This window comes from Cyclobacterium sp. SYSU L10401, assembly GCF_010993705.1.
Lineage (GTDB): Bacteria > Bacteroidota > Bacteroidia > Cytophagales > Cyclobacteriaceae > Cyclobacterium.
This window is the reverse complement of sequence record NZ_WOFO01000003.1, coordinates 300701-324500: the sequence shown is the minus strand read 5'-3', so window position 1 is coordinate 324500 and position 23800 is coordinate 300701. Positions and strand designations below refer to the sequence as shown.

Sequence of the window (23800 nt, the reverse complement as noted above, 5' to 3'; positions counted from 1 at the left end):
ATTGACTACTTAATAGATTATTTCCTAAGGTGGTAGGCTTTGGGTTGCGTAAATGCCCTGATCCCTAAATGGGATAAGGTAACACCCAAACCGGAGTTTTTTCTTCCCGTCCAGGGCAAAACAGGACTTACCCTGTCACAGCAGTTCCAGTAAGCAGTACCTGTGGGCAATTGTTCCAACAGATCTTTTGCCCGGTCTTCATCGGAAGAAAAAACAGCTGCCGTCAAACCATAATCCGTATCTTTCATTAGGGCAAGGGCTTCCTTATCATCCGCAACGGACTGAATTCCAATCACAGGCCCAAAGGACTCTTCCTTCATCACAGCCATCTGCTGATTGACACCTGTGAGTACGGTAGGCAAAAGATAATTTCCCTTTTCTCCCCATCGCTTTCCTCCCGTTTCCAACCGGGCACCCAGGTTGATGGCATCCTTTATTTGATTCAGAATGATTTCAAGCTGTTCTTTTCTGGTTAGAGGACCAATATATGTTTCTGGATCCAAGGGATCACCAATTCTGTAAGTATTCACTTCAGATACAAAGGCTTCCACAAACTCCTCAAAAATTCCCTCATGCACGTATATTCTCTCTACGGCACAGCAGCTCTGACCATTGTTGTAAAATGCACCTTCAGCTGCATTGATAGCCGCCTGCCTGACATCAGCCACATCATCCATCACATACAGCGGATCTTTCCCTCCAAGCTCCAATTGTACCGGAACCAGTTTTTCGGCTACTTTCTTTGCTATATACTTCCCGGTCCGGTAGGATCCGGTAAAAAAGTAGCCATCCAAATCAGCTTCCAACAGCAGTTCGCCCACATCGGGACCGCCTGTAAAACACTCAAAAACATCCTCAGGCACCCCTGCTTTCCAAAGTAATTCCCTGAATTTTAATCCTGTCAGGCTGGCATATTCAGAGGGCTTATAAGCTACGGAATTTCCAGCTACCAGGGCATATAAAAACACATTGTACCCCACATTATACGGGAAATTCCAGGCTGATATATTGGCAATAACGCCCAATGGTTCGTAAACAATTTCCTCCCTTGTGGGACCATCTGCCGTCAGAAGCTCCGGGGACAGCCATTTGGCAGCTGCTGTTTCTATATGGGTAATGCGGTTATGGGCACCGGAAATTTCATTTTTTGCTTGCTGAAGTGGCTTACCTGTTTCACGCGTGAGAATCAGAGCCAGGTTATCCAGGTTTTCCCTAACCAGGGCACCAAAATTACCAATGATGGAAATCCTTTCAGCTAAAGGAACTTTGAACCAGCCAGGCTGCCCAGATTGTAATTTCTTGATTTTTTCAGTTACACTTGCTGCATTATCCGAAGGTATTGAATCAATGACTTGACCTGTGGCAGGGTTGATGATATCCATGATTTATTGGTTTTTTACTTTTTCTATGAAATAGTTATACAACTTCAAGGGATCGAGCAAGGGTTCACCTTTACCGACAGAAAACTCGGGATGCCACTGAACGCCAATGATGTTTTTATTGGGTGCCATTTTGACTTCTACGGCTTCTATCATGCCATCTTCCAGACACCGTGCCAGGGTTTCCAGGCCTTTTCCAAGCGTCTTGATTCCCTGATGGTGCACAGAGTTTACGGTCGGATTTTCAATATTTCCATATATTTTTTCCAATGTTTTACCTGTTTCAAAACTAAGCTGATGAACAAGGTTATCGTACTTTTCTGCATCCCTGTGTGTAATCGAATGCGGCAGTTGGGTGGCAATATCCTGATACAAGGTTCCCCCATAATATACGTTCAATAACTGCACGCCCCTACAGATAGCAAGAATGGGCTTCTTTTGTCGGACAGCAAAATCCATTATTTCCATTTCATAGCTGTCCCGATAGGGGTCGCCAAGCCACCTTCCATCTTTTATGGGCTCCTCTCCATAGGTTTGGGGTGCAAGATCTGTCCCCCCCTGAAATACAAAACCATCCAACGCTTTGAGTATTTGTTCCAACCCATCAGAACCAAGGTCTGGAATCAATACGGGAAGGACTCCGTTTTGGGCTACGTAACGAAACATGTCGGACTCCACATAGGCCAGGTTTTTAGGTCCAAATACCAGCCTGGAAGGATCCGGATACATAAAGCAGGAACTGATACCAATTTTCAACATAATTTACAGTGCTGCCTGATAAAGCGTTTCAAAATCCTTTCGTGTAACGGGCCTGGGGTTATTGGGATGGCAAAAATCTGCAAAGGCCAATGCAGAAAGGGTCGGTATATGGGAATGCTTAACCCCGATCTCTGATAACCTGGTAGGCAAACCCAATTTGACATTCAGTTCATGAACAAAAGCGATAAGATTTCGCCCTTCCTTCCTGTTTAAACCCAACATGAGTGCCATTTGATCGAATTTATCCTCAGCTACTTCATAATTGAAATCCAGACCGAAAGGCAAATTGACTGCGTTGGCGAGTCCATGGTGGGTATCCAGCAAACTGGATAAAGGGTGCGCCAGGCTGTGTACTATACCCAGCCCCTTTTGAAAGGCAATGGCACCCATCATGGAGGCCATCAGCATTTTGCTCCTGGAGCGCAGGTCAGGGTGCAGGGTAGCCTTCTCCAGGGATTCTCCGATCAATTGAATTCCCTCCAAAGCAATTCCACTGCACATAGGGTGCCAGTTTTTGGACAAATAAGCCTCGATATTGTGGGTAAGCGCATCCATACCTGTTGCCGCTGTAATAAATGGCGGCAATTCCATGGTCAATTGTGGGTCAGCAAGCACCATTTTTGCCATCAAAGAGGGGGCAAAAAGGATGCGCTTTTTCTTACTTTCATCTTCTGAAATGATGGCGCTCCTACCTACCTCACTTCCGGTACCTGCCGTGGTAGGCACCGTGACAAAATGGGGAATGGGTTCGGTCACAAATTGATCCCCTCCGATCAAATCATCATAAACAAATAAATCCCGATGATGATTGATACTTAAGGCTATGGCCCGGGCTACATCCAAGGCTACACCTCCCCCAATACCTACAATAGCATCCCTTTGGGTGGATTGATACTGTTCTTTTCCCTTGACTACATCTGTTTTGACTGGATTTTTATGTACGTCAGAAAACACTTCTACCGATATGCCCTGCCTGGATAGATTTGATGTTATTTTTCTAAAAAAATCCAATTCTTTTACCATTGGGTCGGTAACCAGTAGGGGCCGGTTTAATTGCTGTCCTTTTAAGTAATCTGCCAGTTCTTCGATAACTCCCACCCCAAATCGGATTTGGGTGGGGAAATTAAAGTTGAATTTTTCGCTTAAATCCATTTTGGATAGGGTCATAAATACGGGTGGTTTTAATAAAAGTCAAATGATCTCAAAATATCTTTTTCTTTCCCAATCGGTAACCCGGGCGTCAAATTCCCGGCACTCCCACTCTCTAGTTTTACAAAAATGCTGAACAAACGGCTCTCCAAAGAGGGAATTGGCCAGCTCCGAATCCTTCATGAGTCTGGTAGCTTCCTTGAGTGAACTGGGGAGGGTACCATTTGAAAAATCCTCATAACCGTTACCAAGGGTAGCAGGGTTCTTCAGGTCCAACTGCTGTTCTATGCCATACAAGCCAGCCGCCAAACAAGCGGCCATGGCCAGATAGGGATTTACATCCGATCCGATTACCCGGGTTTCCAGACGAGTGGATTTTTTCCCACCGGAAAGTACCCGCAGGGCAGTCGTTCTGTTATCCCTTGCCCAGGTCAGCGTGGTAGGTGCCCATGCCCCTTCCACCAGTCTTTTATAACTGTTGATGGTAGGGGCAAACATGGGTAGTATATATGGCAGGCAGTGAAGTTGCCCGGCAATGTACTGCTGCATCATTTGGCTCATTTGCCATTTTCCCTCCGGATCATAAAAAAGGTTGTTTTCCAACTTATTGTCCCATAGGCTTTGGTGAACATGGCCTCCGTTTCCGGGAAGTGATTCGGACCATTTGGCCATAAAGGTAGCCATCAACCCATGCTTATAGGCGATTTCTTTTACGCTGGTCTTGAACAGAACCGCACGGTCTGCAGCTAGTAGTATTTCGCTATATTGGATGGCTGCTTCATAAACCCCGGGGCCTGTTTCCGTATGTAATCCCTCCAGGGGTATTCCGAATTTATGGCACAGGTCAAAAAGGTCATTAAAAAATTCGCTTTTCAGGGAAGCTCTCAATATGGAATAGCCAAACATACCAGGTGTCATGGGTTTGGCTACCTCCGGTTCTGCACGACAAAACCCTTCCGGGGTAACTTCAAAGTTAAACCATTCAAACTCCTGGGAAAATTGAGGCATAAACCCTGCATCCACTGCCCTTTGACGGATGCGTTTTAAGAGTGTACGGGGACATACCAGGGCTCCCTGCTCCTTGTCTTGCTCAAAGTCAGCTAAGAAAAAGGGCATGTCCTGATCCCAGGGAATTTGTCTTTGGGTGGCCAGGTCTATTTGAGCCTGAAAATCCGGATATCCGGTATGCCAGCCGGTAACAGACACATTATCATAAGATTTGTCTTCCATATCCCAACCAAAAACCACCGCACAAAAACCAAGTCCCCCATCAAGCATGGAAATAAATTTTTGTAACGACACTACCTTTCCCCGTAAAACCCCATCAATATCCACGATAGCTAATTTAACCTTGTTACAGGAACTGTTTTTCAGTTTTTCAATGAGCGCTTCTTTCGTTGTTTTCATTTGGTATCAGGCTTTGTGAATAAATACTTTGAAAAACAGGTAAGAACCCAGGAGCATGGCAAAAAACAACAAGGCCAGGTTAAAATTATAGATAATCATGGCAATCATCGAAATACTGGCAATGATAAGGGCAAGTATAGGGAAAAGCGGATATAACGGTACCTTAAAAGGTCTTTCAAGCTGAGGCTCTTTTTTTCTGAGGTACAAAAAGGCAACCATGGATAAAATATAAAGTCCCAGGGCTCCAAATACAGCAATGGTAATAATTTCGCCGGTCTTTCCAGTCAGCAATGCAATGATCCCAATGACCATGTTAAACAACAGGGCGTTTCCGGGAGTTTTAAATCGTTTGTTTACTTTTCCTATGGCCCTCGGGGCATAACCAACCCTCCCAAATTCAAAGGTCGTACGTCCCGCTGCCAAAATAATTCCGTTAAAGGAAGCTACCAAACCAAACAAGGCAATAAAAGTGAGGATTTGATAATACCAATGACCCTCCCCTACTACCAGCCCCATGGCCAGTGGCAGCGGAGAGTCCGAGGCAATGCCTGAATCATCCGGATACACGATGGCTTCCCAGCCCCCTACACCCACAGCAGACATAAAAGTCAGCACACATAAAATCACCAGGGTCAACAGGGCAAAACCAAAGCCTTTCAAAATGTTTTTTTGTGGATTAATGGTCTCTTCTGCTACATTGGCCACCCCTTCTATGGCCAGAAAAAACCAAATGGCAAAGGGAATAGCAGCTACAATTCCCGCATATCCTTGATGAAACCCTTTTATTTGTAAATTTTCAAACTGGAATTCTGGCAAAGTAACCCCAACAAAAAACAGCAAACCCAAGACAGCAACAATGGTAATAAAAAGTTCAAAGGTAGCGGCCACTTGTAATCCGACCACATTCAAACCTGTAAAAATCAGGTAGGCAGCTATCCCGATATATAAAATATCCCATTCCGGAAAAAAAATTCCAAAGTATGCTCCGATAGCGGAGGCTATGGCCGGAGGGGCAAAAATAAATTCAATGTTTTGGGACATTCCTGCCAGAAAACCTAAATGCTTGCCCAGACCTCTTTCAGCATAAGAAAAAGCACCACCTGCTTTAGGGATAGCGCAAGCCATCTCTGTATAGCTAAAAGTAAAGGTAATGTACATGATTATGATAAAAAAAATAGCAATCGCTGCTCCCCAGGTTCCTCCCTCAGCCAGGCCCAGGTTCCATCCAAAATAATTGCCGGATATGACATACCCCACACCCAATCCCCACAACATAAAAGGTCCTAAGGTCTTTTTTAATTGGCTATCCTGAGCCGGACTGGTATGATTCATGCTATTTTTACTTTTCAAATGAACAAATGGACTATTTTAAATTAAAACTAAAGTGCTTTTGAAAGAAAATTTATACTTAGAAAAAAGGGTCATAAACTGACCCCATCAAAAATAGAAATTAATTTGGTTTAAATTTATTGGATGATCAATTAAGCAAAAAAAAATAAGGCCAGGAACACCAATTTTCTTTAAATCGGCTTGGTTGGCCTTTTTTTATAACCCGGAAATGGAAAAAATGAAAAAAATATCAATAATAGGTGCAGGAACCATGGGCAGTGGTATTGCTCATACCTTTGCCCAGCATGGTTTCGATGTTCAATTGATTGACAAACAACCTCAGGCACTTGAAAACGCCCTGGAAACCATAGAAAAAAACCTCCAAAGGCAGTTGGATAAGGGGGTTATTGAAAAAGAAAAAGTTAGGGAAACCCTTAAAAATATCCAACCGGAAAGCCATTTACAAAAAGGGGTGGAGACTGCAGACCTGGTAGTAGAGGCCGTAATTGAGGATTTTGATACCAAAGCTGAAATTTTTGAGCAGTTGGATACGTTTTGCCTGAAAACCTGTATCCTTTCCAGCAATACTTCCTCTATTTCAATAGGAAAGCTTGCTTCCTGTACCAAAAGACCGGAAAAGGTCATCGGCATGCATTTTATGAACCCTGTTCCGCTAATGAAACTGGTGGAAGTTATTGCAGGAATCAATACTTCCCCTGAAACCAAAAAAACCATCGTGACATTGGCTGAATCTCTGGATAAAAGCCCGGTTTTGGTACAAGATTTTCCCGGATTTATTGCCAACAGGATTTTGATGCCCATGATAAACGAAGCCATTTATAGTCTTCAGGAAGGAGTGGCCGGAGTAAAAGAAATAGACCAGATCATGCATTTGGGTATGGCACACCCCATGGGGCCTTTGGAACTTGCCGATTTCATAGGATTGGATGTTTGCCTGTCCATACTTAAAGTCCTGCAAGAAGGATTGGGATCCAATAAATATGCCCCCTGCCCACTATTGGTTAAACTGGTAAACGCCGGATACCTGGGGAAAAAAAGTGGGGCAGGCTTTTACCAATATGAATCAGGGGCCAAACAAAAGGAGGTGGCAGGCTATTTCAATCATCAATAATTGTTACATTTTATGCACATTGCCGTATCAGGAAACATTGGTAGTGGAAAGACCACGCTGGTGAAAAAATTAGCTAACCATTATGGTTGGCAGGCAGAATTCGAATCTGTGGAAGAAAATCCTTATCTCGTAGATTTTTATGATAACATGAGAAAGTGGTCTTTCCATTTGCAGGTTTATTTTCTTCACAGCAGATTTAACCAGGTCAGGAGAATTCAAAACAGTCCAAATTCCACGATTCAGGACAGGACCATCTATGAAGATGCCCATATCTTTGCTGCCAACCTGTATGAAACCAAATTGATCTCTTCACGGGATTATAAAAATTACCTTGAATTGTACCAGTCCATGGAAAAATTTGTCAATCCACCAGATTTGCTGGTCTATTTGAAAGCCGATATCCCCAAACTGGTAGATCAAATAGAGAAAAGGGGCAGGCAATACGAAAGGACCATTCAGATTTCTTACCTGAAAAGCCTGAATGACCATTATCAAAAATGGATAGCCGGTTACAGGCAGGGTAAATTATTGGTGATTGATGTCAATGAAATGAATTTTGTAGATAACACGGATCACTTTTCTGAGATAGTAGGCAAAATAGATCGGGAAATTTTTGGCTTATTTCCCTGACTATTCCATTTTTCTGATTAACCAACTGCCTATTGATTTTAGCAGATCAGGGTTTGGCTGAAGTAAGAGCTTATCTATCCTCTGGAGCTGACCTCCAATCATCAGGTTTTCATAGGCCGGAATCCTCAGCAACCTATAGCCATGCAAGCGTGAAATCAGGTCATACTGTAAATCATTGTAGGCATTTAATTTCCAACCCGGTGCCCCATTTCCTGACAAATCTCCCGCTTCCTCTCCATGCCCGAAACAGCTGGAAGCGATGGGCGGTCCATTCCATACCCTGTCCTGCAAGCCGGAAAGCAAACATTCCCTTTCGTGAGAACGGCACATTCGTAAATAACCAGCATGCCAGGAGAAATTGAATACCCGATAAAGTGATGTCTTTAAGGTAGACAACCTGTATCGGTTAAAATGGTTCGGATCATCATAGAGTAGCAAATGCTTTCCCACTTTAACAGGAATCTTTAAAGACCTTAATGTTGGAATATCTCCCTTTCCGCAAAGTTCGTTATAGGCTTCATGCAACAATTCACGTCCTTTACCTTCTAATAATCTGTGCTTGACAGGCACATTATAATCCAGTTCGAAATCTACCTCCAGGCTGTCCAGGGCATGAATTATTTGAGATATTTTTTGCTGATACATGGAAGATGAAATCATAGGAAACACTAAAAATAACCAGACTCAAGGCTGATTTTGCTCGATCCTTTCTTTTAAATTTGGTTTAGACCCAGGAAAGGTAGTCCTGGAAGACATGTCCAGCCCAATCAAAAGCATGGCCAACAAAAACAGCAAACCAAAAACAAGAAATAGCCACTTATTTTTATTCATTATATTAAGCTAACTTTTACCCAAAGTTAACCAGTGACCTAAAAAATAGTTCCCCGTCAACCAATTTTTTTATTTAACCCTGGTACAACAACACCATTGTTTTCAATTTACTAGACTATATTTATTTAATTTTCAGGAAATATGAGTAAATTTATTTTTATTTCTTTTCTATTTACATCTTTTGGGCCTTATTATTGCGTTATAGCAATAGGAGAAATAAAGACATCACCTGTTAGTTAAGACATCATCCTTTATGTACAAGCAGATCAAACCAGACATGATCTATCATTATTTTGATCAGGATATTGAACTGATATATGAAATAATTGAATTGATATTGGAGCTTAACTTACAGGATTTAAAGAATTTAATGCCCTTGTATCAATTGGAGGAAATTCCTTCGATCAAACAAAAATTCCATAAGTCCAAGCCTGTTTTTGGATTTTTAGGAGCCTCAGAGATCAACCGGCTCATCGAAACCATAGAAGTAGACATAAAAAACCAGTTTCCCAAGTATTATGATGAATTGCTGCAATTACTTCATGAATTGGAGGACGACCTACAATCTTTTCTAAAAAAAATCCATCAGTAGATTATTTTTTAAATTTTGGTTGAAAAAATAAGGTCATTTTAAAAATATAAAGGTTGATTTTTATAATTTAGGCCAAATTTCTACCCGAAGTACCCTCTTAAAAAAATATTGTGGGATCATCTTTTTTTCTCGCAGTATATCCAACACCACTAACTTATCAACATGAAAAACTACTTCTGTAAAGAACATCTCACGGCTTTGTTATTTCTACTGACCGTAGGTTTTTCTTGCCAACCTGAGGAAAAAGCCACAGGCCTTTTGGCAGAGAATGCCATGGTAGTATCTGCGCATCCTCTTACCTCCAAGGTGGGTAAGGATATCCTTCAACAAGGCGGTAATGCCATCGATGCAGCTGTTGCTGTTCAAATGGCTCTTGCCGTAGTCTATCCCCAGGCAGGTAACATCGGCGGTGGCGGATTTATGGTAATCCGGGAAGCTGACGGCCAATACCATTCTTTGGATTACAGGGAAAAAGCTCCTCTGGCTGCCAGCCGAGACATGTACCTGGATGATAAAGGGGATGCCCTACCCGAGAAAAGCCAGAACGGACATTTGGCCTCCGGTGTACCCGGATCTGTTGACGGTATGGTCAAGGTACATGAGAAATTGGGGTCCATGGACTGGTCAAAATTGATCGATCCTGCCATAAAGCTTGCCGAAGAAGGGTTTGAACTCAGTGAAGATGAGGCTGCCTATTTTACAAGGGCTTCGGAAAACCTCAAGAAGTATTCATCTGTGGATCCTGTTCAATTTACGGGAAAGGCCTGGAAGGTGGGAGATATTTTCATACAGACACAATTATCCCATACATTAAAACTTATCAGAGACAAAGGGAGAGCCGGATTTTATAGTGGAGAAGTAGCCGATTATATTGTAGCTGAAATGGAACGTGGCGGTGGCATCATCAGCCTTGAAGATCTGGAAAAATACGAAAGTACCTGGCGTAATCCATTGACCGGCAATTATAAAGATTATACCATCATTACCATGGGTCCACCCAGTAGTGGCGGATTGATTTTATTGCAAATGTTGGGTATCATGGAAAAATATCAGGTATCCAATCAGGGGCAGGCTTATGCCGATTACCTTCATTTAAAGACTGAAATGGAAAGAAGAATTTTTGCCGACAGGGCGGCCTTTATGGCCGACGCAGATTTCTATCCCGTACCTGTAGACGAGCTTCTGGCTGAGGAGTACCTATCTCAAAGGTTTAGTAATTTTGATCCTCAATCGGCTACACCTTCAGACCTGATCAGAGAGGGAAATATATTATCCATGAGTGAGGAAACGACTCACTTTTCCATTGTAGACAAAAAAGGCAATGCAGTTTCCTGCACCACCACACTCAACGGTGGTATGGGGTCGAAAGTAATGGTAGCTGGTGCTGGTTTTCTTCTAAACAATGAGATGGATGATTTTTCCATCAAACCGGGATTCCCCAATATGTTTGGGGTACTGGGAGGAGAAGCCAATAAAATTGAGCCGGAAAAAAGAATGCTGAGCTCCATGACACCAACCATTATGGAAAAGAACAACGAATTGTTCATGGTAGTAGGTACACCGGGAGGATCCACGATTCCCACCTCCGTCTTTCAGGCCGTCGTCAATGTCATTGAATTTGATATGGGAATGCAGGAAGCCATCAATGAAAAACGGTTTCACAGTCAATGGAAACCTGATCAAATCAGCTTTGAAAAAGATTTTGAAAGGGAGGATGTTCTGGAGACCCTTCGCAAAAAGGGGCACGAGTTGAGCGAGAGAAATGGAATCGGTAGAGTGGACGCTATCCTGGTACTGGAGGATGGAATACTGGAGGGTGGTGCAGATCCCAGGGGCATGGATGCGGCATCAGGCTATTAATAAGATGGCAAAAATGGGTAAGACAATCAGCGATAATGCCATCGATAAAACTATCAAAAGCGCAGATTCTATTTCCTTCGATTGAAATAAAATAGCAGAGACCGTCACATTGGCTGCAATGGGAAACAAGGATACCATGGCCCGCATTTGACGGTCTTTGCATTCTAATATGTCAAAATAAAAAAAACCGTGAATTAATTCACGGTTTGATCGTTTCTATAGAAGTTTTTCTCTTTCCCAATGTCTGTGTTTGGAAAGGGATGACAGGAAACCATCCCCAGTATTATCGATAAATAATTCTGAAAGGGTTTTTCTCTTCTTTTTACAACAAGGCAATCCTAGTTCCTCAATAAAGGTATCCGCATCAGACAAGACAAGCATAGGCTTACAGTGATTGAATGTTTCCATGACAAAAGCCTTCACTTTTCCATGAGACAATAGTTCAGTACCATTCATTTTACCTGATGCTAAGATCAAGCCATCATAGAGTACAGCATCCGTGTTAAATAGCGTTTCTGAAATTTCCATTTCATTTCCAGCATCATCTTTGATCTTTCCGAGTTTGGAAGAAACAACCTTCAATTTTGCTCCGGCTGCTTTCAATTTCTGATCCAAATCATTAAATTCTTCAGCGGGATGATTACCCATGGATATATAGGCAATCTTTCTGGTCTTAACGGCGTTCTTTAGATTTTTGATAATACTTAGCGCATCGTCTGATCTGGTTTTCGGATCCTTCACGATGGAGGCATAATGTTCCTGATCCGCGTCAGCGGGTTTTCCTTCATTCACCGGTTCAGTCCCTTTTTCAGGAAGATCAACCCCAATAACTTCTGCCACCTCCTGTGCCATTTTCCTATCAATATGGGTCAATTGGTTGACCATATTTTCTCTGATATGTGGACGTGTCACTTTTGAAAGCTCAAACTGCAGGGCATTAATGATATGCTGCTGCTCGGTTTTGGTCTGACTGTTAAAGAAAAGCCTTGCCTGGCTGAAGTGGTCCATAAAAGACCTGCTTCTGGTACGGATTTTATTTCCATCTATACGTTCCTCATGACTATGGAATCCACCATCCTTCATCATGGCCTGAAATGGACATCCATCAGCTATGGTATTGGGGTGATAGCTGGAGGCACCTTCATTGATTTGTTGCCGCATGTGGCCATCCCTTTGGTTATTTCTGACAGGATTGATGGACCTGTTGATAGGGATTTCATGAAAATTGGGACTTCCCAACCGACTAAGCTGTGTATCTGTATAGCTAAATAACCTGCCCTGCAACAAGGGGTCATTGGTGAAATCAATCCCGGGTATCAGGTGTCCGGGATGAAAAGCAACCTGCTCTGTTTCGGCAAAAAAGTTTGCGGGATTTCGATTGAGTGTCATGGTCCCTACCAACTGAACAGGCACCTCTGATTCAGGAACCAGTTTAGTTGCATCCAACAGATCAAAATCAAACTTATGTTCGTCTTCTTCCGGAATCAATTGAACGCCAAGATCCCATTCTGGAAAATCACCCTCTTCTATGGCATTCCACAAGTCCTTTTTGTGAAAATCACTGTCTTTTCCTGAAATTTTCTGAGCCTCATCCCATAGAACCGAGTGCACACCCAACTTTGGTTTCCAGTGAAATTTCACAAAAGTAGACTCGTTTTCTTCATTGACCAATCTGAAGGTATGGACGCCGAAACCTTCCATCATGCGTAAGCTACGGGGAATGGCACGATCGCTCATGGCCCACATGGTCATGTGTAGCGATTCCGGCATTAAGGATATAAAATCCCAAAAAGTATCGTGAGCTGAGGCGGCTTGCGGCACTTCGTTATGTGGTTCCGGTTTGACGGCATGCACCAGATCGGGGAATTTCATGGCATCCTGTATAAAAAAAACGGGCATATTATTACCCACCAGATCATAATTCCCCTCATCTGTATAGAATTTTACCGCAAAGCCCCGGACATCCCTGGCCAAATCAGTACTACCCTTAGACCCTGCTACGGTAGAGAACCTTGTAAAAACCGGCGTCTCCTTACCTACCTCTGTAAAGATTTTTGCCTTGGTATATTTACTCAGGGAAGTATGTAATTTGAATACCCCATGTGCTCCCGAGCCTCTGGCATGGACAATGCGCTCTGGAATTCGCTCGTGGTCAAAATGGGTGATTTTTTCCCTCAAAATGAAATCCTCCAGCAGAGAGGGTCCCCGTTCTCCAGCCTTCAAACTATTTTGATCGTCATTAATCTTCAGCCCCTGATCGGTAGTCATGGCTTTATTTTCATTCTTTAAGGTGTTTTTCTCTAAATCTCCGAGTTTCTGGTTGGGTTGATTTTTAGAATCTTTCATAGGGTATTATGGTTTAGGTTAATTGTCTTTCTTGCTTTTAGAATAGGGCCAAGTTTGTATCAGCAGTGCCTATTTTCAATGGTTCTAGTTTCCTAGATTGGTCTTGGTTTTTTTGGTGAGGCTCCAGATTAAAAGTGATTATATCCGATCTTGTGATCAATATTCAACAATTAGCTGGCATTATTTTCAATATCAAACATCCTGCCAAGCCATTTATAGATTTACTATTTAATGGTATAAAATTAATTTATTTTACAATTTTTATTAGCAATAATAAAATATACTAGTAAAATTGAATTTAATTTTATATTAAAACAGCCTAATTCCAATCAACAGCCAATTCCTTTATTGGTAGTCGGAAACCTTAGATCTCAGCGTCCTTTTCAACCTGAATTTTAATCATATCGACCAAATTGGGAGAATAAATCACTAAATTTCGGACTTATTGGAAACCAAGCTATGAAAAAACCAACAGGAAATGTCAGTTTAAAAAACGTTTTCAAAAACATCATCTGGCCCCGCCGCAAGTATGTTATTATAGGCCTGATATTGATCATTATCAGCAGACTTTCCGGTTTGGTCCTTCCTTATGCAAGCAAATACCTGGTAGATGAAGTCATTCCTTCTAATGATTTTGATTTACTTAAATGGTTGCTGCTGGCGGTAGGCATAGCCGTAACACTACAGGCAGTTACGTCCTACGCCCTTACCCAGATATTAAGTGTGGAGGCACAGAACCTCATTGCCAAACTCAGGTCTCAGGTTCAGGCCCATATCATCCGCCTGCCCATCCGCTTTTTTGATAATGCCAAAACGGGTGAGCTGGTATCCAGGGTAATGACGGATGTAGAAGGCGTCAGAAACCTTGTAGGAACCGGTTTGGCCCAAATGGTAGGTGGGGTTTTAACTTCCATTATCAGCCTGGTCCTTTTGATTTATATCAGCCCTACCATGACCCTCTACGTACTGGTCCCTGTGGCCATTTTCGGATTTATTTCACTTAAGGCTTTTGGGAGGATCAGGCCTATTTTTCGAGAAAGAGGTAAAATCAATGCTGAAGTTACCGGAAGACTAACGGAAACCTTGGGAGGCATCCGGGTCATAAAGGGATTCAATGCCGAAATTCAGGAAACCAAAATTTTCGAAGCCGGAGTCCACCGGCTTTTTCTCAATGTGAAAAGTAGCCTTACTGCAACCAGTTTTGTGACCAGTGCAGCTACCTTTTTACTGGGTCTCGCCTCTGCCGGTATCATGGGTATTGGTGGCTACATGATTATGGAAGAACAACTGACTTTTGGAGATTTTCTGGCATTTACACTGCTCCTGGGTTTTATGATTGCCCCCATCCTTCAAATGAGCAATATCGGAAGCCAATTGACAGAGGCATTTGCGGGCTTAGACCGCACCGAGGAACTGATGAACCTTCCTTTGGAAGCAGATCCAGCGAAAAGGAACATCCATTTGCCTGAAATTGAAGGGAGGGTAGTTTTCCAGGATGTACATTTTGGGTACGAACCTGGCAATGAAATCATCAAGGGCATTGATTTTGAAGCCAGGCCAGGATCTGTAACCGCCCTGGTGGGGAGTTCAGGTTCAGGAAAAACAACCATTTCAGGTTTGGTAGCCTCATTCCTGAATCCAACATCCGGTTTGATAACCATAGATGGACAAGATCTCAGCCAGGTGGATCTCAATTCCTATAGAAGTCAGTTGGGAGTGGTCCTGCAGGATGATTTTCTCTTTGAGGGAACCATCCGGGAAAATATCCTTTTCCCAAGGCCCGATGCCAGCGAAGCAGCCCTTCAGGAAGCAGTTCAATCCGCTTATGTCAATCAATTTACAGATCAATTTGAACATGGACTGGAAACGGTAATCGGAGAAAGAGGAATCAAGCTTTCCGGAGGCCAGCGGCAGCGGCTTGCCATCGCTCGTGCCATACTGGCCGATCCACGCATTTTAATATTAGATGAGGCCACGAGTAATCTGGACGCTGAAAGTGAAAACTACATTCAAACCAGTCTCAAAAGACTAATGAGAGGTCGAACCACCTTTGTCATCGCACATAGGTTGAGTACCATAAGGCAGGCCGACCAGATTCTGGTGATTGAAAAGGGCCGGATAGTGGAGAGGGGCAAGCATGAAGAACTCATCGCTACCCAGGGAAGGTATTATGATTTGTATACTTTTCAGGCAAGAATCTAGGTGGGGACAAAAATACCTGGAAGCAGCCAGTTCATTTTATCCTTAAAGACTATCCTATTCTCCTGAAATCACGGCCTCTGCGGCCAATCTGCCAGAAGTCATGGCTGCATTGATGGAGCCATTTAACAAATGGTCACCGGCCAGGTACACGTGATCATACAATTTGATATGTTGCAGGGGTATCCAGTGTTTGGCATCCTTAACTACAGGCAATGCTTTGGAAATGGTATAGGTTTTTACGTGTTCAAAATAGGCAGCATTGATCCCTGTAAGGGCTTCCAATTCCAGAGCGATCAATTGTTCCAGCTTTTCTATGCCTTTGGTATCCTTGATTATTGAAACGGATAAAAGCGCCCTGCCGTCTTTCGCATAATTGGGACTTACATCCGTCAAAAACACCAGGTTGTTGACCAAAAATTTATCATCTGGTACCAGGCCTATCATGGGCTTACCTATAAAGGATTGCTGCAGGGTGAAATAAATATTGGTCACTTCGTGGAAAACTGTTTCTACCTGGCCGGTTAATTTTTCGGCGGAAGTAGCGATAATGATTTCATTGGCTGTAATGACATTTTCATCCTCCAACACAATCTTGTTCTTCTCCAACTTGAGAACAGGAGTATTGTACCGGATTTGGGTATGCTCCAACTTCCCCAGAAGTTGCTGACTTAGCTGCTCCATTCCATTTTCAGGGATGGCTGCCTCCCCATCAGCAAACATCTTAAACACAAATTCAAACATACGGGAAGAGGTGGAAAGGGCTGTTTCCAGGAAAATCCCTTTGAAGAAAGGGGCAAAGAAGTTTCGAATGATTTTGTCCGAAAAACCAAAATTTTTCAGGTATTCCAAAGTTCCCTTCTGAGGCTCCGAAAAAATGGCATCCAGGGGCTTTTCCTTGAGGTCCCGGGTCAGGACAAACATCTTGTATTTGTCCCAAACGGTACCAACTTTTGAAAATGCCATGGCAAAAATCTTCAGCGGATTCCGTAAAGGGTCATATACCGTGTAGGTTGCGCCAGGCTTGAAAATGACAGCACCTGGATTGAATTTTTTTAATTTTAGCTTATCCAGATCCAGGTACCGGTCTAACTCAGGGTATGCGGTAAGCAGAACCTGGAAACCCTGATCCAGCAAATAGCCATCCACTTCATCGGTTTTTACCCTGCCACCTACCCGGTCAGTTGATTCCAGTATCACCGGGTAATATCCTGCTTTTTCCAGCTCAATGGCTGCTACAAGTCCGGAAATTCCCGCTCCGATGATGTATATGCTTTTGTCATTCATTGCAAACTTGATTTAAGGTTAAAAAAGCCTTAACCGTCCTTTATATTTTTCCGCTTTCTGAATTTGTTGTCAGATGACTTCACAGAAGAAGGTTTCTTTTCACCACTTTCAGGATTTTCCCTGGGCTTTGTACTGGGATTGGATCGGGGTTTACTTTTAAATTTATTTTTCTTACCCTTCGGCTTGGCCCCTCCTGCAGATTTACCATATGACTTACCGGAGGAGGCAGCTGCCAGGTCAGGACCCGGGCCGATTTCCTCAGGGTTGGGTACTACTTCAATTTCCAGCCCTATCAGGTTTTGAATATTGCGGTATTTGTACCTGTCCTTCTCATTGACAAAGGTCACGGCTTTACCCTTTTTTTCCGCCCTTGCTGTCCTGCCTACCCGGTGCACATAATCCTCAGGGTCATTGGGTGTATCAAAATTAACCACCATTTCAATGTCTTCCACGTCGATTCCCCTGGATAAGATATCAGTAGCCACTAAAATTTTCAGGGATTTGTTTTTGAAGGCTGACATGATTTGCTCCCTTTCTGATTGGTCCAGGTCAGCATGAAAAGCCTCAACTTGAAACTGTTTTTTTAGTGTTTTGAACAGAGATTTTACCTTGTCCTTGGTGGAACAGAAAATGATGACTGCCTGGAAATCCTGAGATTTCAGAATATGGTTAACCAAGGCCTCTTTTTGCCCATCATATACATGATAGACATATTGGCTGACACCTTTCGCCGTTTTGCCCAATGCTATGGAAATTTGCTCCGGATCATGTAGGATCTGCTGGGAAAATTTCCTGATCTTGGGTGGCATGGTGGCGGAAAACAATAAAGTCTGCCGTTTTTTGGGAAGGTGCTGAATAATGGTCAGGATATCATCCGAAAAACCCATGTCCAGCATCCTGTCCGCTTCATCCAGAATCAGGTTTTCAAGGGCATCAAATTTCACCTTTCCTCCAGCCAAAAGCGCAATCAACCTACCAGGGGTGGCCACTACGATTTCTGCTCCCAGTTCCAGGGCCTTTCGTTGCTGTTCCCAGGTATTCCCGTCGCCCCCTCCATAGATGGGAATGGAACTGATACCCAGAAAATACGCCAAACCCTGGATCTGCTGGTCAATTTGTATGGCCAGCTCCCGGGTAGGAGCAATGATTAGGACTTTAACTCCTTTTTTCTGGCTTTGACTGATTTGGTTTAAAACCGGCAAAATAAAAGCCGCTGTTTTTCCTGTACCTGTTTGTGCGGTTGCGATCAGGTCTCTGCCTTCCATTATTATTGGAATCGCTTGTTCCTGTATGGGAGTCGGTTTTTCAAAACCCATGGCATCTAAGCCCTCCTGGAGTTCGGCAACAAAATTAAATTCACTAAATGTCAATTTTTTCTTAGTTTAAGTGTAAATGTAGGCCCAACCTATCAGTAATAACTGTAATGGGAGTCTTAAAAGCAACAACCATCTCGGAAGTCCTTTGTTCTTCCGTTGATACATATACAGATTGGCCGGAAATACCGCAATCAACAATAGGATGATGCCATAGGCAGCTACAGTTCGGGTGGGTTCAAAAACCAGACCCAATCCCAATACCACTTCTATCATTCCTGCCAAACTATTTACCAATCTGGGTTGGGGAATGTATGGAGGAATGATACTGATATATAACTTTGGTTTCACAAAATGCATGATACCAGCAGTTACATAAAAAATTGCCATTGCATAAAGAAATATTTCATCCATAAAAATTAATTGCATAAATTCCTTTATTCTTTAAAATTAGAACTTCAAAATGGTAATACAAAAAATTAGTCCGCTAATACTCCAAATATTTTTTGCTTTTGTGGTTTCTGCCTGCCTGACCTTGCCAGTATTGAGCCAGCAAACCCAAAAACCGGTGCTGCACGGGAAACATTGGATGGCCATAACCGGTAAACCATTAGGAGCTACGGCCGGAGCCATGATCTTCCAACAAGGGGGAAATGCTGTAGACGCCGCTTGTGCCATGTTGGCTGCTACCTGCACCATGTGGGATGTATTGAGTTGGGGAGGGGAAACCCAGGCCCTGATTTATAATCCCCACACCGCTGAGGTAATAGCCATTAATGCCTTGGGTGTAGCACCTACCGGTGCCACGGCTGAATTTTATAAAGAAGAAGGCTTAAAGTTCCCCCCCAGCTACGGCCCTTTATCGGCAGTAACTCCGGGAACTCCCGGAGGTTTGATCACCATGCTTGCTAAATATGGTAAATTAAGTTTAAAGGAAGTACTTGCTCCGGCCATGGAAATGGCCAATGGCTATCCCATTGAAGCACAGACGGCCAATGCCATAGAAAGCGACAAAGAAATGATCAAAGAATGGCCTTATTCCCAAAAGGTTTTTTTACCGCATTTGGGAGAAGACCGGGAGGCTCCTTCTGCTGGTGAAATTTTTGAGCAACATGATCTATTGGCTACCCTTCAGAAGCTCGTAGATGCGGAACAAACCGCTTTAGCCGCCGGAAAAACCAGGGAAGAAGCCTTACAGGCAGCCTACGACAGATTTTATCTCGGAGACATTGCGGATGAGATGACCAGAAGTGTTCAGGAACAGGGAGGTTTGATCCGCAAATCCGATCTGGCCAATTGGGAAGTAAAAATTGAAAGTCCACTACATGTAAATTATAAAGGAATAGATGTTTACAAATTACAGGAGTGGACACAAGGGCCGGCCCTGCTTCAATCCCTGAATATCCTGGAAAATTTCGATTTGAAGGGAATGGGCTTCAATTCTGCCAATTATATCCACACCCTTTACCAGGCAATGAACCTGGCTTTTGCTGATAGGGATTTTTACTATGGCGATCCTGCTTTTTCCCCAAAAAGCCCCATGCAAGGATTGTTATCTAAAACATATGCCAAAGAAAGGGCAAAATTGATCACCCAAAGCAATGATCCCTGGGCAAATCCGGGGGACCCCTACCCTTTCCAAAATGAGGAAAACCCCTTTAAAAGCCAGTTGGAGAATTACAGCAAGAATTATTACGAATACAGTGAAAACGCCGATGCGAAAGTAAGTGACAGTTTCCTTAAAGATTTCACCGCCGGCACTACCTCTATTGTAACAGCCGACAAAGAAGGATGGCTGGTTTCCGTGACCCCAAGTGGAGGCTGGATTCCTGCGGTTATTGCAGGCAATACAGGCATAGGTTTAAGCCAGCGCATGCAGAGTTTCGTCCTGGACAAAGAAGTCAATCCTTTCAATGTGGTAGCACCAGGCAAAAGACCCAGGGTGACCTTAACACCTTCTTTGGCCTTGAAGGATGGAAAACCATTGATGGCATTTGCCGTCCAGGGTGGTGATACCCAGGACCAAAACTTACTGCAGCTTTTCCTGAACATGGTAGAATTTGACATGAATGTTCAGCAGGCAGTAGAAGCCCCCAATATCAACAGTTACCAAATGCAGGCGGCATTTGGTAACCACGAAATCAAACCCGGAGCCCTGACCTTACAGAGCGAAACGCCCTCCTGGGTCAGGAGAGACTTGCAAAGCAGGGGGTACAAAATGGATTTCCGGGAAAGAACGTCAGGGCCTATTAATGCAATTTGGTTTGACTGGGAACATGGCACCTTGTGGGGTGGGGCCAGTAATCATGGAGAGGATTATGGAATTGGATGGTAACTATAATTCTGCCGCCTGAATGTGCATCCAGTCAAAATTTCGTCTGCGTCCCAGGCTGACCCAACCTTCTTCCTCCCAACAACGCCACCATTCATCATACACCGGATGGGCAAATGACGCCTGATCTCTACCCCAGGTCAATCGGTTTCTGTCCGGATCAAAATCCAAGGCGACACCCCAGGCATGTGTAGACCAGCGCGTTCCTCCACGCATCAGCCTGTTGTTATAGCAGCCACCAAAATAATTTAACCTTAAGGCCTGAATGTCATTTTCTCCGTAAATCTGAAGTACATTTTCCAACACAGTTACCAAGCTTTCTGCCACTTTTCGGTGGCAGGTTATTTTCCTGGCCCTATAGCGTAGGTCCCAGGCAATTTTAAGCTCATAGGGAGCATCGATCGTTACCAGATTTTGGCCCCTTTGTCCATAAAACTGGGCGAATTCAGGCGAATTTTGCCTGGGCCACTTATTGGTTGCCTCCATTTCCTCAGGTCTCCAGGAACCTCTCTTCCGCCCATGCTCCATGAGAAAAGCCAATTCTTCAAAGGCAAACTGGGTTTGTGGACCCCACATCCCATCAATGGCACCAGCATCAAACCCTTTTGCCTTGGCTCCCAATTGGATCAGCATGGTAATTTTACGGGAATTGGGAAGTCCGTGATCAATTCCCTGCACCTTATGAAGGGCATCAAGGGTATTGGGTCCAAAAATTCCATCAATGCCTCCCTGATAGTATCCTTTTTCGGCCAGGAGTTGCTGGGCAACCTTGATTTTCTCTTTCATACAATATCTTTATTTTAAACCATTAAATATAAACCAATTATTAGTTATTTTAATGCATTTTACCTTCTTTCTGTATTTCATTGCGGATGCATTGCAACAAAATCTCCTCCCGGATAACCTCATCCCCTGAGGCCAAAGTTTTCAATCCTACTTGTTGAACAATGTTTACGATATTGGAACCGGTTAACGGATACTTTTTAGCCAAATCCCTTATTTCCAGAGATTCTTCCAATGGTATGGTAGCTGGCAGGTTTTTTTCCCATAACAGCATCCTTTCACTTGCTCCCGGTGCTTCAAAATCAATGATGGACTGAAACCTTCTGGTGAAAGCGGTATCCAGGTTGCTTTTAAAGTTGGACGCCAATATTACCAATCCGGGATGAGATTCTATGCGTTGCAGCAGGTAGGCTACCTCCTGATTGGCATATTTGTCATGGGCATCCCGTACATTGGTGCGCTTTCCAAAGAGGGCATCTGCTTCATCAAAAAACAAGATCCAGTTCTTTCCAGTGGCCTTTTCGAACAAACGGGAAAGGTTCTTCTCCGTTTCTCCGATGTATTTGGAAACCATCAGGGAAAGGTCTATGCGGTATACGGCTTTACCCGTATATTTACCCAAAAGGCCAGCTGTCAAGGTCTTCCCTGTTCCGGGAGGACCAAAAAACATGACCCGGTAGCCGGGTTTGACTTTCTTCCTCAATTTCCAGCTTTCCATCAACGCTTCATTGTAGGTCAACCAGTTTTCCAGGGACTTGATTTGGGCTAAGGTCTTATCAGACAAAACCAGGTCCGCCCATTCCAGTTCCGTTTCGATTAATTCAGCCGGAAAACCGGTACTTGGTTTGGGCGGCCGCACGGCTTCCAAAAGCAGCTTGTCGGCAAACTCCTGCTCCAGGCATAAAGGGCCGGCGAAAAATGGTTCTTCCTCCTGGGTTTGGCTTAAATAAATCAAGTTTTTCTTAAACAGGATGGATTCCTGAAATACTGTCAGGTGCTTTTTTCTAGTAGTCGCATCAGTTCCAGCCAGCAGATAAAGCAAAGTTTCTCCGGTAGGAACGATCCCCCTGTGATGCTTGGTCTTGACCCCGCCAAATTCCGGAAAGTCAGCTCCTTCCGGATAATAGGTTTGGATGCTTTTCCCCAATAAGCCCGGATCAATATGTGGAGCAACCGCCAATGCCAATAGCAAAAGGTCCCTGTTTCTGATATCCAGGGATTTGATGGTTTTACCCAAAAATGCTTCCGGATCAAAATGTAGCTCCATCTGCGGTTTTTCAAGGGTTTCGGTTTTACCCAATTCATGGTCCAACCGACTCTTGATTACCAGGCGCAGGAAATCCATTAGCTGTTTCATGTGTCTATAATTTGTTCTTTAATGGTCACATGGAATCTCGCATATCTGATAGTCATTCCAGTGTGTGACGGCTACGTCATGCTCGATTTCATCTGTTTATAATTTGATTTTTAATGGTCAGATGGAATCTTTGACGATTAAAATCATCATTGCCCTGTGTGTTTAATGATGATTTTAATCGTGTCGATTTCATAGCGCAAAAACATTTACCACATCAAAAATGATCAGGAGAATATTCATTGCTGTCCCTGAGATTGAGCCAATATTTTTTTATAATGCAAGGCTTTGCTAAAATCAGGTTTAAGATTCAGTGCCTTTTCCAACCAATCTGCTGCTTCTTTTTGGTTCCCCCTCCCCAGGTAAACCACTGCCAACTCCGTCATTACCTGGTAATTGTCGGGCTCCAAACGCAGGATAGCTGAAAGATGCTTGATGCCAGATTCCCATTGACCCATGGCCAGGTAATTGATCGCCAGATGCTGCCTGGTTTTGGTATGGTCCGGATCTTCAGCAAGGGCCATTTTAAAAGCCTTTTCTGCCAATCCGTGATTTTTGAGCTGAAATTCACATTGGCCAATCATAAACCAGGCCAGGCTGTCGCCCGCTGTCGCCGGGATGCTGTGGAGCTGTTGTAAGGCTTTTTCCCAGTTTTGGATTTTCATGTAAACTTTAGCCAATTGGATAAGATGGGCACTGTCATTATTCCTTGCCAAAATCTTTTTCCAGATGGCAATGGCTTCATCATGATTTCCGGTATGCATGGCCAGTTGGGCAAGGCTGACCCTGGCGCTTTCGTGATGGGGATCCTGTTTCAATGCTTCAATATACCTTTCTCTGGCCTGAGGAAAAACACCCATCATGGCCAGGGCGTTTCCGCTATTTACCAGGTAGCTGGGCTTTGCATCAATTTGAATGGCTTTTTCAAAAAATCCCAGTGCCTTCTTATATTCTTTTTGCTGGTGATGGTAGAGGCCCAGGTTATTCAGAATTGAACTATTGCCGGGATCAAGTTCCAGGGCTTGTTCGTAACAAGAAATAGCACGATCAAATGCCTGATTTAAAAAGTGCCTGGCCCCTTCGTTGTTGAGTGCGATGGCTTTTTCCTTTTCCATATC

General features: G+C 43.5%; 20 protein-coding genes. 6 read left to right on the top strand and 14 right to left on the bottom strand.

The features are described 5' to 3' along the window. Window positions 1-17: 17 nt before the first annotated feature. The 5 genes from GL182_RS09240 to eat are packed head-to-tail and all read right to left on the bottom strand — an operon-like array spanning window position 18 to window position 6026. Window positions 18-1382: an aldehyde dehydrogenase family protein gene (locus GL182_RS09240; RefSeq protein WP_163379375.1), complete on the bottom strand. Its 1365-nt coding sequence runs from the start codon at window positions 1380-1382 to the stop codon at window positions 18-20. A gap of 3 nt (window positions 1383-1385) precedes the next feature. After that, window positions 1386-2138 (bottom strand): gamma-glutamyl-gamma-aminobutyrate hydrolase family protein, encoded by a 753-nt coding sequence (locus tag GL182_RS09235; RefSeq protein WP_163379374.1) that lies wholly within the window; start codon window positions 2136-2138, stop codon window positions 1386-1388. Window positions 2139-2141: 3 nt separating this feature from the next. Then, entirely contained in the window at window positions 2142-3305 is a 1164-nt protein-coding gene (locus GL182_RS09230; protein ID WP_240469751.1) for an iron-containing alcohol dehydrogenase, read from the bottom strand. Window positions 3306-3329: 24 nt separating this feature from the next. Continuing rightward, complete coding sequence (locus GL182_RS09225; protein WP_163379373.1) at window positions 3330-4694, bottom strand: glutamine synthetase family protein; 1365 nt, start codon at window positions 4692-4694, stop codon at window positions 3330-3332. Between the two features lie 6 nt (window positions 4695-4700). Then, the gene (gene eat, locus GL182_RS09220) at window positions 4701-6026 is read right to left on the bottom strand and encodes an ethanolamine permease (protein ID WP_163379372.1); all 1326 of its coding nucleotides are present in this window, start codon (window positions 6024-6026) and stop codon (window positions 4701-4703) included. Window positions 6027-6261: 235 nt separating this feature from the next. Here eat and GL182_RS09215 point away from each other — a divergent pair, with 235 nt between their 5' ends. Both GL182_RS09215 and GL182_RS09210 read left to right on the top strand, forming a co-directional pair. After that, window positions 6262-7155 (top strand): 3-hydroxyacyl-CoA dehydrogenase family protein, encoded by an 894-nt coding sequence (locus tag GL182_RS09215; protein WP_163379371.1) that lies wholly within the window; start codon window positions 6262-6264, stop codon window positions 7153-7155. 12 nt (window positions 7156-7167) lie between these two features. Beyond that, window positions 7168-7785: a deoxynucleoside kinase gene (locus GL182_RS09210; RefSeq protein WP_163379370.1), complete on the top strand. Its 618-nt coding sequence runs from the start codon at window positions 7168-7170 to the stop codon at window positions 7783-7785. Here the strand turns inward: GL182_RS09210 and GL182_RS09205 are convergent, their stop codons facing one another. Beyond that, on the bottom strand, window positions 7786-8430 hold the full coding sequence (locus GL182_RS09205) for a hypothetical protein (protein WP_163379369.1): 645 nt from the start codon (window positions 8428-8430) through the stop codon (window positions 7786-7788). It lies immediately after the preceding gene. 39 nt (window positions 8431-8469) lie between these two features. Beyond that, the gene (locus GL182_RS24060; protein ID WP_205603617.1) at window positions 8470-8616 is read right to left on the bottom strand and encodes a hypothetical protein; all 147 of its coding nucleotides are present in this window, start codon (window positions 8614-8616) and stop codon (window positions 8470-8472) included. Window positions 8617-8869: 253 nt separating this feature from the next. Between GL182_RS24060 and GL182_RS09200 the strand changes: the two genes are divergently transcribed. Then, window positions 8870-9208 (top strand): Hpt domain-containing protein, encoded by a 339-nt coding sequence (locus GL182_RS09200; RefSeq protein WP_163379368.1) that lies wholly within the window; start codon window positions 8870-8872, stop codon window positions 9206-9208. A gap of 162 nt (window positions 9209-9370) precedes the next feature. Continuing rightward, window positions 9371-11068, top strand: coding sequence for a gamma-glutamyltransferase (ggt, locus tag GL182_RS09195; RefSeq protein WP_240469750.1), 1698 nt, complete (start codon window positions 9371-9373; stop codon window positions 11066-11068). Window positions 11069-11284: 216 nt separating this feature from the next. On the opposite strand, the gene GL182_RS09190 is transcribed toward ggt, so the two are convergent. Next, entirely contained in the window at window positions 11285-13414 is a 2130-nt protein-coding gene (locus GL182_RS09190) for a catalase (protein ID WP_163379367.1), read from the bottom strand. A gap of 459 nt (window positions 13415-13873) precedes the next feature. Here GL182_RS09190 and GL182_RS09185 point away from each other — a divergent pair, with 459 nt between their 5' ends. After that, window positions 13874-15616, top strand: a complete 1743-nt coding sequence (locus GL182_RS09185) for an ABC transporter ATP-binding protein (protein WP_163379366.1) — start codon at window positions 13874-13876, stop codon at window positions 15614-15616. Between the two features lie 54 nt (window positions 15617-15670). Here GL182_RS09185 and GL182_RS09180 read toward each other — a convergent pair whose 3' ends face one another. From GL182_RS09180 to GL182_RS09170, 3 genes are read right to left on the bottom strand one after another with little or no spacing between them, the layout of a single operon-like run. After that, entirely contained in the window at window positions 15671-16900 is a 1230-nt protein-coding gene (locus GL182_RS09180) for an NAD(P)/FAD-dependent oxidoreductase (RefSeq protein ID WP_163379365.1), read from the bottom strand. A 29-nt stretch (window positions 16901-16929) separates the two neighbouring features. After that, a complete protein-coding gene (locus tag GL182_RS09175; protein ID WP_163379364.1) occupies window positions 16930-18270 on the bottom strand; it encodes a DEAD/DEAH box helicase in 1341 nt (446 codons plus the stop codon). 12 nt (window positions 18271-18282) lie between these two features. Beyond that, window positions 18283-18573 carry a DoxX family protein gene (locus GL182_RS09170; protein ID WP_317167798.1) on the bottom strand — a complete coding sequence of 97 codons (291 nt, stop codon included), beginning with the start codon at window positions 18571-18573 and terminating at the stop codon, window positions 18283-18285. Window positions 18574-18802: 229 nt separating this feature from the next. On the opposite strand from GL182_RS09170, the gene GL182_RS09165 reads away from it, so the two are divergent. After that, entirely contained in the window at window positions 18803-20548 is a 1746-nt protein-coding gene (locus GL182_RS09165; protein WP_205603628.1) for a gamma-glutamyltransferase family protein, read from the top strand. Here the strand turns inward: GL182_RS09165 and GL182_RS09160 are convergent, their stop codons facing one another. From GL182_RS09160 to GL182_RS09150, 3 genes are all read right to left on the bottom strand, one after another. After that, window positions 20549-21331: a peptidoglycan-binding protein gene (locus tag GL182_RS09160; protein WP_163379361.1), complete on the bottom strand. Its 783-nt coding sequence runs from the start codon at window positions 21329-21331 to the stop codon at window positions 20549-20551. Window positions 21332-21380: 49 nt separating this feature from the next. Further along, a complete protein-coding gene (locus GL182_RS09155) occupies window positions 21381-22685 on the bottom strand; it encodes an ATP-binding protein (RefSeq protein WP_163379360.1) in 1305 nt (434 codons plus the stop codon). A gap of 236 nt (window positions 22686-22921) precedes the next feature. After that, on the bottom strand, window positions 22922-23797 hold the full coding sequence (locus GL182_RS09150; RefSeq protein WP_163379359.1) for a tetratricopeptide repeat protein: 876 nt from the start codon (window positions 23795-23797) through the stop codon (window positions 22922-22924). Window positions 23798-23800: the final 3 nt, after the last annotated feature.

Excerpts from the sequence above, each read along its gene's own strand:
- GL182_RS09225 (WP_163379373.1), bottom strand. The coding sequence starts at position 4,694 with ATGAAAACAACGAAAGAAGCGCTCATTGAAAAACTGAAAAACAGTTCC.
- GL182_RS09150 (WP_163379359.1), bottom strand. The coding sequence starts at position 23,797 with ATGGAAAAGGAAAAAGCCATCGCACTCAACAACGAAGGGGCCAGGCAC.
- GL182_RS09210 (WP_163379370.1), top strand. The coding sequence starts at position 7,168 with ATGCACATTGCCGTATCAGGAAACATTGGTAGTGGAAAGACCACGCTG.
- GL182_RS09180 (WP_163379365.1), bottom strand. The coding sequence starts at position 16,900 with ATGAATGACAAAAGCATATACATCATCGGAGCGGGAATTTCCGGACTT.
- GL182_RS09170 (WP_317167798.1), bottom strand. The coding sequence starts at position 18,573 with ATGCATTTTGTGAAACCAAAGTTATATATCAGTATCATTCCTCCATAC.
- GL182_RS09215 (WP_163379371.1), top strand. The coding sequence starts at position 6,262 with ATGAAAAAAATATCAATAATAGGTGCAGGAACCATGGGCAGTGGTATT.
- GL182_RS09205 (WP_163379369.1), bottom strand. The coding sequence starts at position 8,430 with ATGTATCAGCAAAAAATATCTCAAATAATTCATGCCCTGGACAGCCTG.
- GL182_RS09200 (WP_163379368.1), top strand. The coding sequence starts at position 8,870 with ATGTACAAGCAGATCAAACCAGACATGATCTATCATTATTTTGATCAG.
- GL182_RS09240 (WP_163379375.1), bottom strand. The coding sequence starts at position 1,382 with ATGGATATCATCAACCCTGCCACAGGTCAAGTCATTGATTCAATACCT.
- GL182_RS24060 (WP_205603617.1), bottom strand. The coding sequence starts at position 8,616 with ATGAATAAAAATAAGTGGCTATTTCTTGTTTTTGGTTTGCTGTTTTTG.
- GL182_RS09185 (WP_163379366.1), top strand. The coding sequence starts at position 13,874 with ATGAAAAAACCAACAGGAAATGTCAGTTTAAAAAACGTTTTCAAAAAC.
- GL182_RS09230 (WP_240469751.1), bottom strand. The coding sequence starts at position 3,305 with ATGACCCTATCCAAAATGGATTTAAGCGAAAAATTCAACTTTAATTTC.
- GL182_RS09160 (WP_163379361.1), bottom strand. The coding sequence starts at position 21,331 with ATGAAAGAGAAAATCAAGGTTGCCCAGCAACTCCTGGCCGAAAAAGGA.
- eat (WP_163379372.1), bottom strand. The coding sequence starts at position 6,026 with ATGAATCATACCAGTCCGGCTCAGGATAGCCAATTAAAAAAGACCTTA.
- GL182_RS09235 (WP_163379374.1), bottom strand. The coding sequence starts at position 2,138 with ATGTTGAAAATTGGTATCAGTTCCTGCTTTATGTATCCGGATCCTTCC.
- ggt (WP_240469750.1), top strand. The coding sequence starts at position 9,371 with ATGAAAAACTACTTCTGTAAAGAACATCTCACGGCTTTGTTATTTCTA.
- GL182_RS09155 (WP_163379360.1), bottom strand. The coding sequence starts at position 22,685 with ATGAAACAGCTAATGGATTTCCTGCGCCTGGTAATCAAGAGTCGGTTG.
- GL182_RS09165 (WP_205603628.1), top strand. The coding sequence starts at position 18,803 with ATGGCCATAACCGGTAAACCATTAGGAGCTACGGCCGGAGCCATGATC.
- GL182_RS09190 (WP_163379367.1), bottom strand. The coding sequence starts at position 13,414 with ATGAAAGATTCTAAAAATCAACCCAACCAGAAACTCGGAGATTTAGAG.